This window comes from Nostoc sp. UHCC 0302 (genome assembly GCF_038096175.1).
Taxonomy (GTDB): domain Bacteria; phylum Cyanobacteriota; class Cyanobacteriia; order Cyanobacteriales; family Nostocaceae; genus UHCC-0302.
Window position 1 is genome coordinate 3,547,079 of the sequence record NZ_CP151099.1, and the last position, 14,361, is coordinate 3,561,439.

Annotated in this window: 14 protein-coding genes and 1 pseudogene; 1 reads left to right on the plus strand and 14 read right to left on the minus strand. The window is 44.6% G+C overall.

What is annotated here, in order from left to right; translation table 11 throughout:
- The first annotated feature begins 559 nt into the window (after positions 1-559).
- A complete protein-coding gene (locus tag WKK05_RS15355; protein ID WP_341530488.1) occupies positions 560-784 on the plus strand; it encodes a hypothetical protein in 225 nt (74 codons plus the stop codon).
- Positions 785-883: 99 nt separating this feature from the next.
- Here the strand turns inward: WKK05_RS15355 and WKK05_RS15360 are convergent.
- From WKK05_RS15360 to WKK05_RS15425, 14 genes and pseudogenes are all read right to left on the minus strand, one after another.
- Positions 884-2,051, minus strand: a pseudogene (locus tag WKK05_RS15360) (IS630 family transposase).
- 384 nt (positions 2,052-2,435) lie between these two features.
- Positions 2,436-3,329: an alpha/beta hydrolase gene (locus WKK05_RS15365; RefSeq protein ID WP_341530489.1), complete on the minus strand. Its 894-nt coding sequence runs from the start codon at positions 3,327-3,329 to the stop codon at positions 2,436-2,438.
- A gap of 45 nt (positions 3,330-3,374) precedes the next feature.
- Complete coding sequence (locus tag WKK05_RS15370) at positions 3,375-4,070, minus strand: nitroreductase (protein WP_341530490.1); 696 nt, start codon at positions 4,068-4,070, stop codon at positions 3,375-3,377.
- 84 nt (positions 4,071-4,154) lie between these two features.
- Positions 4,155-5,192, minus strand: coding sequence for an alpha/beta hydrolase (locus WKK05_RS15375; protein ID WP_341530491.1), 1,038 nt, complete (start codon positions 5,190-5,192; stop codon positions 4,155-4,157).
- A gap of 57 nt (positions 5,193-5,249) precedes the next feature.
- Positions 5,250-6,482, minus strand: a complete 1,233-nt coding sequence (locus WKK05_RS15380; RefSeq protein ID WP_341530492.1) for a condensation domain-containing protein — start codon at positions 6,480-6,482, stop codon at positions 5,250-5,252.
- Between the two features lie 293 nt (positions 6,483-6,775).
- Positions 6,776-7,654, minus strand: coding sequence for a hypothetical protein (locus WKK05_RS15385; protein WP_341530493.1), 879 nt, complete (start codon positions 7,652-7,654; stop codon positions 6,776-6,778).
- Positions 7,655-8,042: 388 nt separating this feature from the next.
- Positions 8,043-8,861, minus strand: a complete 819-nt coding sequence (locus WKK05_RS15390; protein WP_341530494.1) for an SDR family oxidoreductase — start codon at positions 8,859-8,861, stop codon at positions 8,043-8,045.
- A gap of 129 nt (positions 8,862-8,990) precedes the next feature.
- Positions 8,991-9,494 carry a VOC family protein gene (locus WKK05_RS15395; protein WP_341530495.1) on the minus strand — a complete coding sequence of 168 codons (504 nt, stop codon included), beginning with the start codon at positions 9,492-9,494 and terminating at the stop codon, positions 8,991-8,993.
- Positions 9,495-9,582: 88 nt separating this feature from the next.
- Entirely contained in the window at positions 9,583-10,050 is a 468-nt protein-coding gene (locus WKK05_RS15400) for a cupin domain-containing protein (protein WP_341530496.1), read from the minus strand.
- Positions 10,051-10,082: 32 nt separating this feature from the next.
- Positions 10,083-10,652: a DsbA family protein gene (locus tag WKK05_RS15405; protein WP_341530497.1), complete on the minus strand. Its 570-nt coding sequence runs from the start codon at positions 10,650-10,652 to the stop codon at positions 10,083-10,085.
- A gap of 426 nt (positions 10,653-11,078) precedes the next feature.
- Positions 11,079-11,708 (minus strand): response regulator transcription factor, encoded by a 630-nt coding sequence (locus WKK05_RS15410; RefSeq protein ID WP_341530498.1) that lies wholly within the window; start codon positions 11,706-11,708, stop codon positions 11,079-11,081.
- Entirely contained in the window at positions 11,705-12,433 is a 729-nt protein-coding gene (locus WKK05_RS15415; protein WP_341530499.1) for a sensor histidine kinase, read from the minus strand. The genes WKK05_RS15410 and WKK05_RS15415 overlap by 4 nt, the downstream gene beginning before the upstream one ends.
- Before the next feature lie 126 nt (positions 12,434-12,559).
- Positions 12,560-13,453, minus strand: coding sequence for a transposase family protein (locus WKK05_RS15420; RefSeq protein ID WP_341529794.1), 894 nt, complete (start codon positions 13,451-13,453; stop codon positions 12,560-12,562).
- Between the two features lie 39 nt (positions 13,454-13,492).
- On the minus strand, positions 13,493-14,293 hold the full coding sequence (locus WKK05_RS15425) for a PAS domain-containing protein (protein WP_341530500.1): 801 nt from the start codon (positions 14,291-14,293) through the stop codon (positions 13,493-13,495).
- Between the last annotated feature and the right edge of the window lie 68 nt (positions 14,294-14,361).

A 14,361-nucleotide genomic window follows, 5' to 3' on the forward strand; every position in this document is an offset into this window, starting at 1 on the left:
TGATTTTTCTATTTCACCATTTTAGGTTTGCCACGCTAGGATGGTGCGTTAACCAGAGACATAACGCACCATCCGATAATTTTGGTGCATTACTATATATACTTAGATTTTTTCAGAAATAAAATCAGATTCCTATACCTGATTTCTGAAATAGTGTCTATATAAAACTACAAATGCACAAAACCTGATTCCAGATTGATATTAAAAATATTTAGTAAATTTACGATAGTAGCTAAAATTCAGGAAATCTAAACTCTTTGACTAAATATTTGCAATATCCTTACCCAACCTTGATACAGCATTAAATATTCAGGATTTGATTTATTGATATAAAAAGAGAAATAAAGCAAAATTCAGAAGTCAAACAGGCTTTATGCTTAGCTTTGAGATTGAGATTAGCTTTTGTATTGGCTCAGTTAATACTTTTATTCCCATGACACGCATGAATCTATACATTAGGCTGATTATTGCATGGCTGACTGATTTAAATTCTTTCAAAGGCTCATATAAAAACTCATGCAAAAACTCATAGCCATAACTAGCCGAAAGTCTCAAAATCATGATTTCAACACCTCCAGAACCTGCAAAATCTCCCTCACTGCCGCCTTCTCCCGCCCTATCTCCTGAACTCGCTTCAGCAGCCGCTTGGGAATGTACTTCGATGACTTCACAAGGCGATAGCCGTACTCCTTCCCTACGGGACGCTATCGCGAACGGAGAAGCAAGCTACGCGCTAGCGTCTCCAAATGATAGTACGCCTGTGGGTAATCTGTGTCATTCCTAGTAATCGTTCGCCAGTGGATGCTCCCGCTGCCCTCACCCTTGTAGCGTCATATTTTACTAGGGGATATTTCGTTACTAGTAGTCTGCCAAGGGAAATTTGCTAAGTTAAATCTGGATATAAACGTTGCATTTTTTTACGTGCATCCTTGGTTTTAAAGCTCCAATGGACACTTGTTTGTTGTTGATTACGCTGTGACTCCCAAGCAGCAATTTCAGAAGTTAATGTTTCTATATTAGGAATACGTCGTTCTAAACATTGACGTGATAAAACGGATAATTCAATTTCCACTTGATTCAACCCTTCGGGTTCGCCAGTTGCTTCAAGTCGGGGAACCCGCCCAACGCACTGGCTCACCAAGAAGCGTGTTTAGGAGTATAATGAAACTCTAATTTTTGGATAATTCTACGTGCTTCTTGTGGCGTGAAAGCCTCATATAATGTACTTGGAGTATGAATATTTAGATTATCAACTACTAAACGAATTACCTCAGCATCGCGGTAATGGACATCTACCAGTTCTTTCAATTGTTTAGCAAAGTCAACCTTGGTACGACGTTGTGTAACTTCAATATGCCTCCATCCAGCTAAAGGTTCAAAAAGGGCAAATAAATTGACTACCCCATTACGTTTATATTCATAATCATAACGTTCAGGCTGATCCGGTTCTGGTGGCAAAGGTTTTTTAACTTCTTCTACTAATTGATATGGGCGTTCATCCAAACAGAGTACAGGTTTTTTCGGATTGTATGGCTCATTATATAAATCCAATACATCTTCCATTCGGCACACAAATTCTGCGTTTACTTCGGGAATACACCACTGTTCTTTCAACCACGGTTTAATTTCATTTTTTTTAGAGTCTGGCGTACTGTTTCGTCGGAAATTGAATCTATGATACCAACGTTCACTAAATGATCTGCTAATAATTGCATTGTCCAACGTACTCTCCCTTCTGGTGGGTTAGAGCAAGCAGTTGCTATCAAAAATGCTTCTTGCTTTTCATCTAATTTTTTCGGTTTTGGGGGATATTTTTCATCCTCTAATGCAAAATTCAACCCACCAATGACAAATTTTTCTCTTATCCTTTGTACTGTGGCTGAATGAACTCTAACTCTGTCTGCGATCGCTGAGTCTGTTTCATCTTCAGCAGCCATCAAAAGAATGTTTGCACGGGTTATAGTTCTTGCCTTGTGCTTACCTTTTTTAATAATTGATTGCAGTTGAAAAACTTCATCTTCACTCAAGTCAACAATGTACTTTTTCGCCATGTTATACCTCGTTTTTGACTAGTTTATCAAAACGAAGTATTACTTAGCAAACTTCCCTTGGCATACTACTAGGGCTAATCTCTGGTAATTGCCCTTTACTAGGGTTTATCTGTTTATCCCCTAGTAATTTTCAGAAGAGCATCTGCTGTAGTCAAACGGTCAATCTACAGTTTGAGTGTTAAACCTGCATTACAATTTTCTCCAAATCATTGCTTCATACTAAAGTTTCATTATCAAAACTTATGATTGGGCGAATGGCTTCTAGTAGGTACTGCTCACTAATCAAGAGCATCATGAGATTGCTTCGATTGATGAATGGGTTGTTTATTACAGTTGCTGGATCAGCCTCAACGTTTGCGCTTCTTCGAGACTGCGACAATGCGATCAATTTCTAATTAGGGTGTCCAGCCCTGCTGTATGCTTTTCTTGGTTTGCTTCAGGCGATCGCGATAAGAACTGCAAAACTCGTCGGTTGAATTTTTCTGGATTCTCGATGAACATGAAATGTCCGCCGCCTTCAGCCGCTTCAAAAATTTCCAACTCAGAGTGAGGGATGCTTTGATTGATCCAGACTTGCGATGTCCACGGGATTATACTTTTTCTTCCAGTAATAATCAGAGTTGGCTTGCGAATCCTCACAATCTGATCGCGCCAGTCCATGTGAGCATGGTTATATAGCAGCATCGCAGCGATCGCTCGTGGCAAGCGTTGATTGCACTCAACAATCCACTCAAACTGTTCTTTTGACATCGCTGGAGTCACCATTGAAGTCAGGAGATTTCGAGTCACTTCAAGAGCGTTGCCGTTCTCTAGAGCGTGTACTGCTGTATTGAGTTGTTCGGCAGTCAACACTGCCCCAGACTCTGCTATTTCTTGAGCATCCCAATGCGATCGCGAGATGACCAGTGGAGATTGATCAACCAACACTAATCGATCAATCTCATTTAATCCAAACAGATCGAGATAGCTCCAGATCAGGGAACATTTCATTGAGTGACCTAATAGGTGTGGCTTTTCGAGTTGTAGAGTACTAATCAATTCCTGAATATCTTTGGACAAGCGAGAGACTCGATAACCGAACGATACTTTTTCTGACTCACCGTGTCCTCTCAAATCGACCGCGATCACGTGATAGTGTTCGGCAAAAACGGGAATTTGATATTTGAATTGTTCAGCTGATTGCGACCAACCGTGAAGCATCACGATCGGTTTTCCTTGACCTATGCTGATGTAGCTCAATGCAGCACCGTCAGACGTTCTGAATATTTTTCTTTGCATATTGTCCTTTGTGATGTCTTCAACGCACTGACTACCGTTTGGCAATTACGTATTCCAATCACTTCTATGTGCTAGATCAAGATCGTTAAGAAACGAGATATTTTTCTCAATGGGATCGCGCTTAATATGCAGATGATTAGGGGGAAAATCAGGATCAGTATAGCCAACGGCTAAACCACATAAAATCGATAGTTCCGGTGAGATATTCAACTCACTGCGGATGACTTCGGGATAAGCTGCTAGCGAAACCTGAGCACAAGTGCCAAGTCCACGAGCAGTCAGACTCAGCATCAGCGTTTGTAAATAGATCCCTACACTTAAAGCATCCGCATCGCCCAGTTCTCGGTGCATACAGACGATACCGACCACTGGTGCATCAAAAAACTCGTAATTACGCAGAACGGCTCGTTCTCGACTCACTTTATCTTCACGAGCAATCCCCATTGCTCCATAGATTTGTGCGCCCAGTTCCTGGCGGTAATGCTGGAATACCTCCGGCAGTTGAACGATTTTGGGTAACTGAGAATCGTCAAAATTCTGAGCTTGCTTTAGCAAAGACGTTTTCAAGCGATCGCGGCGCGTACCTTCAGCAAATACTACCCGCCACGGCTGGGTATTGGAATTTGACGGCGCGAGTTGTGCTAGAGCAAGAGCTTCATTGAGTAAAATTCGTGGCACGGGTTTGGATAAGAATTTTCGGGTTGAGTGCCGATCTTTGATAGTTTGGTCGAGATCGAACATGATTAATAAACTTTTATGAGAAAGAGTACTTAAGCTCTGAATCCGCCGTTGACAGTCTGCAAGACCTATGCGGGCTAACGTCAATCAATAACCATCGACTTCGACAACAGCTTTGACGAAGGACTGCGGGGCTTCTTGAGGCAGATTGTGACCGATGCCCTTGATAATTCGGTGCAAGCGTTTACCAGAGAATTTCTTAGCATAGGATGTTCCATCTGAGGCTGGCGCAACACCATCGGAATCACCATCAAGGGTAATCGTGGGTACAGCGATGATTGGACTTTCAGCAAGTCGCTTTTCCAAATCGTCGTATTGTCGATCGCCTTCAGCCAGGCTCAATCGCCAGCGGTAATTATGGATCACAATGCTGACGTAATCTGGGTTATCGAAGGACGCTGCGGTGCGATCAAATGTGGCATCATCAAAGTCCCATTTCGGGGAATTGAACTTCCAAATGAGCTTCGCAAGATCGCGCCGGTTTGCGTTGAGGCCCGCTCTACCGCGTTCTGTGGCAAAATAATACTGATACCACCATCCCCATTCAGCCTTTGGTGGCAACGGCAGCTTGTTGCGTTCAAGGTTGTTAATCAGATATCCATTCACCGAGACCATCGCCTTGCAGCGCTCCGGCCAAAGTGCCGCGATGATGTTGGCTGTCCGCGCTCCCCAATCATAACTAGCGAGGATCGCCTTCTCGATCTTGAGAGCATCCATCAAAGCGATGATATCGAGAGCGACCACCGACTGCTGGGCATTCCGGAACGTTCCACTCGAAAGAAAGCGCGTCGTGCCATGGCCGCGCAGATGCGGCACGATCGCCCTGTAGCCCGCCGCCGCCAACAAAGGGGCGACATCGACAAAGCTGTGAATATCGTAGGGCCAGCCGTGCAGAAGAATGACCGCAGTACCATCGCTGGGGCCGGCTTCAGCGTATCCAACATTCAGGACGCCAGCATCGATCTGCTTCAGTGCGCCGAATGAGGTGTTCGTCCCCGGCTTAATTGCGTTTATCTTTCTGGATTGTGCGCCCGCAGAACCGATAATGACGAGATCGGCAGCGGCAATGGTCATAGCCGCAGCGCCCAAAAATTGGCGGCGATCGTATTTGAGTTGTTTGAACATATATCGCCCTCTGATTACATTGTCAAATCGATGTTGTTTTATTTCTTAATAAGCTGATTATGTACAAGCCGCTATCAATATTTTTTCTGCAACCCTCAGCAGAGATTTTAACGGAATACGACTAACATGCACGAGGCGCATTGACCCGTTAGTTGTTGTAACCCCAATTGTTTGATCGCCCTTGTAACCCGATAAAGCTAAGGGCCCCCAAATACCTTCCAGTTTTAAAGTTCCAAAATCAGTTTCATAAGATAAGCGACCAAGATTTGTTAACATTATTTCCCTGGCAACGCCTTTTTGTAACAGATTGGAAATTTCCATTACATCCTTTGCGTTAAAGACCTGCTGGCTTGCTTCAATATTAGTTTTAATGCTTTCCAGAGATGATATGCCTTCTAATTCTCTTTTGCTAAATCGGGCCATATCCCAAAAAGCTGATTCAGTTTTTTCAGGATAAATAATTGTTTTTGAAACAATATATTGAGCAATATTATCATTAGCACCCAGTGCTTTTCTGGTAGAAGCCGGTGATACTAATCGGATTGGTATATTCTTCCAATTCCTTTCTATTTCTCTTGCCGCCATTACAAAAGCCGCACATAGCGCTCCATGAACAGTAGTACCTTCCGCTTTGCAACGATTAGAAAGCCGCAAAGTAAACTCAGAAGATAACTGCGATCGCTCAACAAAAGGCATCGCCTCCTCTCTTCGGATAAAAACAGGCTGATCTCCTAAGGTATCTGATAAAGAGCTTGCACCATTTACCCTCTCATAAGAATGATTGCTAATACCAAGCAAATTATCCGATGAATCAGGTGTTTCCAATGGCAAAAGTTGCTGCCCGCTAAGTGATTTTAATAAATCATTGATGATGATTAAACCTGACATTCCATCACCTATAGAATGGTGGGATGCAAAAATAAATATACTCTTTTGCCCTTGCTGGACTAAAACTGCACGCACTAATGGTGCTTGTGTTGAATCAAATGGCATTGATAGTTCTTTTTGCAGTTCTTTCTCCCAACGATAATTTACGTTTTCCTCTACTATACGCAAAGGGATCTCTGTTCCATGTTCATGTTGAAAGGATAGATGGCCAAACCCATTGTTTTTAATATAAACTGATAAAAATGGATGCCGATGTTGTAATGCATTGAGAGCCTCTCTCCATTCACTAATTGTTTTTGTCCCAAGAATTTCTGCTGCGATAACGAAATGTACCTGGCTCACTTGGTCGAGCAACCAAAATATTTTCTCCATTGCCCCAAGAGGTCTGTTAATATTCTTCATAGGTGTAAGAAATCTTAGTTAAATAGTGAATGATTTTGTGTTGTAAATTCGCTTACCGACTCTGATTTCCATCCGAATGGGCTTTGTTGCATGAGCGATCGCCTACTGGGTAAGGGTTTGAGCTTCTCAAGATGTTAAAGAATAAATATTTTTTGGTATCTCAATTGCCCAAACCCTTGATTTCACTGGGTTTATTTATCCAACAAAGGCACACAATCAATCAATTCTTCTAGCGCAGATATGGTGCAAAACCTGGTGAGGACAGAGAGGACAAGTTTGCGATACATTCATCGTCAAACTTCAGCAGAAGACTCGCGCTTGAGTAGGGTTATTGATGTTTTCACAGCAGAATGCAGGAATGCCGCAACCTGCTGTTGTTGGGTTTGGGTATTGGCATTCTCAGTGTACTGAGAAGCTTGCAGCACAGCCCCAACCCAATATTGAGTATGCCAAAAAGCCTGACCATCAAGCGTAGGAAGATTGGCTGTGTCTGGATACGGATAAGGAGTCACATACCAGTAAGGTTCTTGATAGCTAGTGTCTCCAGGCGATAACCCAACCCCGACTGTTGATAGATTCCCATTTTTTGAGCCAGGAAGTGTAATTAGTGTTGCTATATCAAAATGATGGGGCCAAATGTAAATCGCTGAAGCATTCTCGTTAGTTGTAACAATCGTCTGAAGTAGCCGATGTGCGGTGCTGTAGTAATCTGTTAATTCACGCAATTCCACCTCTTGACTGGCATCAAAGGAGGCTCCATGAGCAAGGGGATGATCGGGAAAATCATCGGGTGGATAGTCTAAAAACACAATTTTGCTGGCATCTGTACCGAGTTTAGAAATCTCTTGCTCGAGCCAATTCAGCCCTTCTTGCATTGTCTTTCCGTGTAAGAGCAAAGATGCGATCGTGTCATTGTGACGATCTATCAAGCTTAATGTGAGGCTAACTGGCTTGAGTGCTATTTGAAAGGGCTGGGCCGCTTGAATAGTCTCTCCAACAAACGCTTCTAAAACCGGATTCCATACCATGCTGGCGTGGCTGTAGTCTGGTAGAGGCTCTACCAATGCCGCACCCGTTGCGGCAATATATTGAACGGCATAGTGCAATTGCAGTCTGCTTTGGGTCAGTTTTTGGGGGTTGATTTTTCCTGTCATTGTCTCTGCTATTGTCATAGTTTTGGACTTTGGCTAAAAAAAGAGGATTTGTAAGGAACGGAGGGTAAAGTAGGGAATGGCACTAAGATAAGGGCAAACCTATTATTTATAAGGCTTTTGGGTGTGGGGTGTAGGGTGTGGGGTGTAGTGATCAAGAAGTTTATTAATGTTTGCACTTCCATTCTATTTTTCTTAATTTCTGACTACACCCCACACCCTGCCCCCAACAAAGAGCCTGATTCATGGATTTTAGCTTTTCAAGCGTGCCATTCGGTAAAGTAGGCAGCTATTAATCTTTCAGATGGGGTAAAACAACTCTGGTGAAGGCTTCGCTTGTCAATATCGTGGTTTTGAACTTACCAAGGGAATTCCTGTAAATTGCCAGGGGGCATCAGTTGGAAAAAAGTTATGATAACTGGCGCGCATGTGGCTTTGAGGCGAGGTGATAGCGGGCTGCGGCATCTACCTGGTTGAAATTTGGGATCATGCTCTGACGAGCAGTGTCGAAGGTGTCCCACTGCTCCGCATCGGGAAGCGAGGGGATTGTGATGGTCTCGCGGCGATCGAAGCCAACAAGAGCGGCATCCACCAGTTCATCAACTTCCATAGTAGGCGGTAGCGCATTCATATCCCAACCTGAGCGCTCCCAGATTTCCGTCCGCGTTGATGCTGGTAGCACAGCCTGAACATAGACACCTTTGTGGCCAAGCTCAAGGTGGAGGCCCTGAGTGAGGAAGAGGACGAAGGCTTTGGTTGCGCCATAGACAGTCAGACCGAATTCCGGTGCTAGCCCGACCACCGAACTGATGTTGATAATCGCGCCATCGCCCGCCTTGATGAACCGTGGGACGACGGCAGTGGTAAGCCGCGTCAGCGCTGTGATGTTGAGGCTGATGATTTTAGCTACCTCGTCTGGGCTTTGATCTACGAAACTGCTAGCAATGCTAGCACCAGCATTGTTGACTAGGATACCAATCCGTGTGTCGGCGCGCAGCCGCTCCTCCACCTGGGCGAGTTCACCAGCATCGGTGAGATCCGCCTGAAGGATATCAACCGCCACCCCGGTTTCCCGGCGCAGTCGTTCGGCTAGAGCTTCCATTCGGGCGTAGTCACGCGCTACCAGCACGAGATTGTGGCCACGTTTCGCGAAGCGATCGGCATAGACGGCACCAATTCCACTGGATGCTCCAGTAACAAGTACGCTCTTATTGACTAGTTGATTCATGGTATTGATCCTTTGTGAATACGTACAAACGTTTCGTAGTGAATAAATGGGTTGGAGACACCTTGGTTGTTTGTTCCAACCGCCTCCATAGCCCCAAATTAGTGAGGCATCCCCAATGAGTGATTCCCGTTACCGTCCGGGGGCCCGCATCTTCACCTCTTGGAGTAGCCAACCATTGCCATCTGGGTCACTGAATGAGGCAAACGAGCCATAGTCGCGACGTTCCGGGTCTGGGCCTGTTGCCCGTCCCTCGGTTCCGGCTCGGTGGAATATCCCCCCCACGTCGTGGAATACCTCCCCTATATCAATGCCGCTGCTGACAAGCTCGGCGCGGGTCGCCTCGATGTCATAAACGATGAGGTGTAGACCCTGAACTGATCCTGGCACGGCTGAGGTGATCCCGGTGCCGATGATAATCGAGCATTCCGAGCCGGGAGGGGTCAGCTGCACCACCCGGAAGTCCTTACCGGTTACGAAGTCGGCATCCAGCCGCCAGCCCAACGTTTCATAGAAGTGCTTGGATCGATCAACGTCCGAGACGGGAATCACCAAAACTTCAAGTTTCATGTTTTTACTACTCACGTTAATGTTGCTCATTTTGTTCTCCATTGGGTTGGTGAGCTTGATGCCCACATTGGTTACACTTCATTCTTTAGCGATCGCTCAATTTATACCAGTCAAGTTAGTTGAGTTAAAACGCACGTTAATCGTTTGCAGCCCTTTACTTGACAGACAGGGGATCTCCGACGATCAAACTGTCGTACTGATTTCCAAGATCCGTCCAACCTTCGGGCGGCGTTTGACTGATTTGGGGAAAGAATTCGTCGATTCCGCCAGGTACGAAGGTGAAGAGCAAACGAGCTGCTCCCGGCCCGAGGTTCACCCACCCGTGTACGCTGTTACGGGGTACAACAACCGATGTTCCGGGTGCGACCTCGAACTCTTCGCCCGCACAGTGAAAGCGAAATCTGCCTTCAAGTACTTCAAATATTTCTTCCCTATCTTCGTGATAGTGGAGTGGCGGCCCTATGAACGGCGGGACGCGTGCTTCGATGATTGTGAAAGCTCCGCCAACATCTCTGCTATGCACGCGGATAGCCATCTGCTCACCGAGCATTGTATCGAACCAACTGAGGTCTTCGCCCCGACCGACAATTGCAACTTTGCTTTTACTGAATTCGGTGCTCATCGTTTTATCTCCTATAATTGTGGGATTGAGGATCAAAGCACTTCATTACTTGCAGCGATAATGGCTGCCATTAACTGCTCCATATTCCAGCGATCACTATACCGAATTCCATTAATAAACAAAGCTGGTGCAGTCACTACTCCACTTTGATGACCACTTGCGATATCTTGATTGATGCGGTCAATATGGACTTGTTTGAAGATATCCTGCAAAAATTGGCAGATGTCGAGACCTAGATCATTGGCATACTCAACGAGATAGCCGTTTCCCAACGCCTCTTGATGGGTGAGCAGCATCTCGTGCATCTGCCAAAACTGACCTTGCACTCCTGCTGCTTCCGCTGCTTCTGCTGCCTTTTGTGCTTGAGGATAAATTGAATGTTCGATAAAGTGACGAAACACTACACAAATCGAATTTTTCTCAGTCAGCCGGGAATTGAAATCTTGCTGAATTGTCTGAATCAACTGATGCATTTCCCGGAACTGAGGACATTGGTAATTCCCATATTCCACGAGTATGACGGGGGCATTGAGCGTCCCCTGATAGCGATCGCGTTGGGAAGGTGGAACAAAGAGTTGATTAAGATGACTATCTTGATTCATCACACACTCTATCAAGAAGGTTTTTCATAGCATCGAGGGATTGCCATGACTCCTATCTGTGATTCCTCCCGACTCCGTTTTTTCTATGTCTTTAGCTTATGAAACTAATTCAGCTTTGTCGCCAACTCAGAGTTGAGTAATTGCAGGGATGAAACAACAGTTGCTTACTATCTCGAATGTCACTAAGAAAACGTGAAATCTCGCGCTTGGCAGGGTGTTGGGGGCAGGGTGTAGGGTGTGGTGTTTAAGACAATTAAACTTTAGTTGCGTCAAGGAGTTCAACATTTTCTTGATTTCCCACACCCTACACCCCACACCCCACACCCAAAAGCCAGTTATATAAGGGGTTTACGCTTAACTTAGTGCCATTCCTTACTATCTCTAAAACTAACCCTCAACCGAACTTAAGTTCAGTTCTCATTGCTTTCACAACTTGGCAAGTCCCCGCTTTAGTGCGGTAATCACCGCTTGAGTGCGATCGCTTACGCCTAATTTGCTCAGAATTCGGTTGATGTGAAATTTGACAGTACTTTCAGTAATATTCAAAGCCGCAGCAATATCTTGATTACTCAAGCCACGCGCCATCTGGCAAACAACCTCTTGTTCTCGATCGCTCAACTCTGGAATGTTCATCCGTTGCACCAGTTTGGCAGCGACTTCGGAAGGAATATATTGTTGTCCGCTGTGAACGATATGAATCGCATTCAGGAGTGCATCCGGTTCCGCGTCCTTGAGCAGATAGCCTTTGGCTCCGGCGCGTAATGCTCGATAAATATCTTCGTCCCCGTCATAAGTGGTCAGTACAATCATGCGGGCATGGGCGAATTCAGCACAGATTGCAACGATCGCATCAACACCGCTTATCTGGGGCATTCGTAAGTCGATCAAGGTGACATCAGGCTGTAGTTGCCGATATTGAGCGATCGCTTCCTGCCCATTGCCCGCTTGGCCCACCACCGTCATATCTGGCTCATTCTCAATCATCGCGGCCAGTCCTTGCCGGACAATCGAGTGATCGTCGACAATCAAAACGCGGATTGCTGTAGACTGACTCACACTGATGCCTCCCGATGTACGGATACGATCGTTTCTGTTCCCTGCCCCAGTCGGCTCTCAATCGAGAGTTGTGCTCCAATGCGTTCCGCTCGTTCGGTAATCCCCAGTAAGCCAAACCCCCGATTTAGGATTGTATGGTTGGTTTCAAATCCTTGTCCATTGTCTTTAATTCGTAAGAAGAATTGCGTTGGTTCATAAACTAATTCAATCCGAATTTCCTTTGCATTCGCATACCTAATTGAATTCGTAAATGCTTCCTGTGCAATTCTCAGAAGATTATTCTCTGTTTCAGGGGGCAAGGTATAGCGCGTGCCAATAATATCACAACTCAGGCTGGTTTCGGTTGAAGATTGCATATTAGCTACAAATCGTTCCAGTGCCGTCCACAGATTGCCATCTTCTAGGGATTGAGGACGCAGTGCTGCAACAGAGCGTCGAGCTTCTGTCAGCCCACTGCGAGCCAAATCTCGCACGATATTAATATGTGTTTGAATTGCTTGGGGGTTGCTGGTCACTAATCGAGAAACGGTTCCCATGTGAACCAGAATCCCCGTAAAGGCTTGCGCGAGAGTGTCATGAATTTCGCGTGCCATGCGGTTGCGTTCCTCTAAAATTGAGGCTTCTTCGGCACGTTTGCGTTCACGCAGTGCAGCGCTTCGCTGTTCGCTGATATCTGTAATCAAACCATAAGACTTGTCCGAAAATTCCAAAGCCAGACTGTTCAAAGCTTTGGGGCAAAACTTTGATATCTTCGTAAATACGTAATTATAAGGCTTTGAGATAGTTAGTGATAATTTAGAGGCATAAAAATTAACTCCTAATTTCTAAAAATTTATGATTTTTGCTACTAGCTAAGTTGGCAGAACTAAGCTACCAATTCTTAACCTAACTAATCCGCAAACTGTTAAAATAATCTGCTCATACGTCTCAAGCTTTAAGCGAAATCTTTGTGAGGCTATGCGGAATATTTTAAGTAATCGAATCAAATGTTCAATGAATATCCGATTACTAGATAAAGCCTTATTTTCATCTTTTTGCTGTTGAGTTAATTCTCGTTTTGGTTTCTTTTTATGAGGAGTAGTGATATTCTCACCTCCTTGAAAGCCTTTATCACCTGAAAAGGGTTGAGATTTATCAAATTTATTTTGAGATTGACGAAACAATTTTATATCTGCTGTTGGCCCAGGAACACCTACTTCTACCTCTACAATATCTTTGCCTTCTGGTATGCCAATTATCAGACTTTTTAATGTATGTTGTCTCTTCTTTCCAGAAAAATATTTCTGTTGCTCTTTTTGGTCAGAATCCCTATATATTGGCTGTTCTAAGCTATCGACTAATAGCCTAAAATTTGTTAATACTTCTTGAACAAATAGTAAATCACTTTCATTATTTGATACTTGTTCTAATAAACTAGCAGGTAATATATCACGAGGAATTGGTATCCAGTCGTGAAATGTATCATTAGCTTCGGTTTTGGAAACACCAAATAGCATTCCTAATACTTGGAATGTTGGCATCTGTCTTAGATAAAATAGACATAAACATACTTGTTCTTCGGTTGATAACTTTTCGGGACGACCACCACCAGCCGCATTAATTCTAATTTTATGACTCTCTTGTTTAGCTTTGATGTATCGATTTCGTTTTAAGGCGCAATTTAGCAGTGATTGCAATTGTTCGTAACTAATCCCTAAAATCTGTTTTGTTCGTAGTGGATACTTTTGTATATAATCTAAAATCATAACTAATTGTGGAAAATGGTAGACGCCCAATCTAACGTTTTACCATTTTTCTTTTCCTAAGTTAATATTTCGGACAAGTTTATAGTATCCTTTCACCTGACCATTGTCATCGAAATCAGGGATGAGGGAATTACTGATATATTTCTTGCCAAACTCACAGGGAATTTCTGCCTCATAGGTTGTGATTTGCCCTGCCAGTGCTTGATTGATATACGGTTGTACAACTTGATAAGATGCTTCACCCAAGTTTTCGCAAATATGCTTGCCTAAAATCTCACCTCGACTACGGTGAAACCAGTCCTCGTATGTGCGGTTGGCAAACCGATAACGCTGGTCGGCATCTACATAGATGATACAAACAGGTAGAGCGTCGGTGATCACTCGTAATTCATGTTCTCGCTCGCGCAGTTCTGCTTGGCTTTGCTGTAAAGCTGCCGTCCTTTGAGCTACCTGTTGCTCTAAGGTGCGGTTGTAATCCGCAAGCAGTTGCTCTGCTTGTTTGCGCTTAGTGATATCTCGTGTCACCTCCAAGAGCGCAATGACCGTTTGGTTCTCATCTCGCAAGGGGACAGTGTGGGTTTCCAACCAGCGATGCGTTCCCTTCAGCCCAACCATTTCAAACTCTAGCACCCCAGACTCGCCCTGAAAGACACGTTCTGTCAAAGCTTGCCGTGCGGCACGGTGCTCCTCAACCACAAGCGGATAAATTGATCTTCCCTGCACCTGTTCGAGAGAGTCTGCCTCAATTATTGCGAGTCCTGCTGGATTCATGTCCAAAAGTGTACCATCAGCCGCCACGAGCTTCACACACTCTGGTTCGGACTGTACAATCGTTCTCAACAGGTTTTCGCTCTTCGCCAGTTTTGCTTCGGCAAGTTTTCGCTCTGTGATGTCTTGAAAGGTGGCGA

What these genes read in the sequence shown, in the direction of transcription:
- WKK05_RS15355 (WP_341530488.1), top strand. Translation starts at nt 560, where the DNA reads ATGATTTCAACACCTCCAGAACCTGCAAAATCTCCCTCACTGCCGCCT.
- WKK05_RS15365 (WP_341530489.1), bottom strand. Translation starts at nt 3,329, where the DNA reads ATGCAAAGAAAAATATTCAGAACGTCTGACGGTGCTGCATTGAGCTAC.
- WKK05_RS15370 (WP_341530490.1), bottom strand. Translation starts at nt 4,070, where the DNA reads ATGTTCGATCTCGACCAAACTATCAAAGATCGGCACTCAACCCGAAAA.
- WKK05_RS15375 (WP_341530491.1), bottom strand. Translation starts at nt 5,192, where the DNA reads ATGTTCAAACAACTCAAATACGATCGCCGCCAATTTTTGGGCGCTGCG.
- WKK05_RS15380 (WP_341530492.1), bottom strand. Translation starts at nt 6,482, where the DNA reads ATGAAGAATATTAACAGACCTCTTGGGGCAATGGAGAAAATATTTTGG.
- WKK05_RS15385 (WP_341530493.1), bottom strand. Translation starts at nt 7,654, where the DNA reads ATGACAATAGCAGAGACAATGACAGGAAAAATCAACCCCCAAAAACTG.
- WKK05_RS15390 (WP_341530494.1), bottom strand. Translation starts at nt 8,861, where the DNA reads ATGAATCAACTAGTCAATAAGAGCGTACTTGTTACTGGAGCATCCAGT.
- WKK05_RS15400 (WP_341530496.1), bottom strand. Translation starts at nt 10,050, where the DNA reads ATGAGCACCGAATTCAGTAAAAGCAAAGTTGCAATTGTCGGTCGGGGC.
- WKK05_RS15405 (WP_341530497.1), bottom strand. Translation starts at nt 10,652, where the DNA reads ATGAATCAAGATAGTCATCTTAATCAACTCTTTGTTCCACCTTCCCAA.
- WKK05_RS15420 (WP_341529794.1), bottom strand. Translation starts at nt 13,453, where the DNA reads ATGATTTTAGATTATATACAAAAGTATCCACTACGAACAAAACAGATT.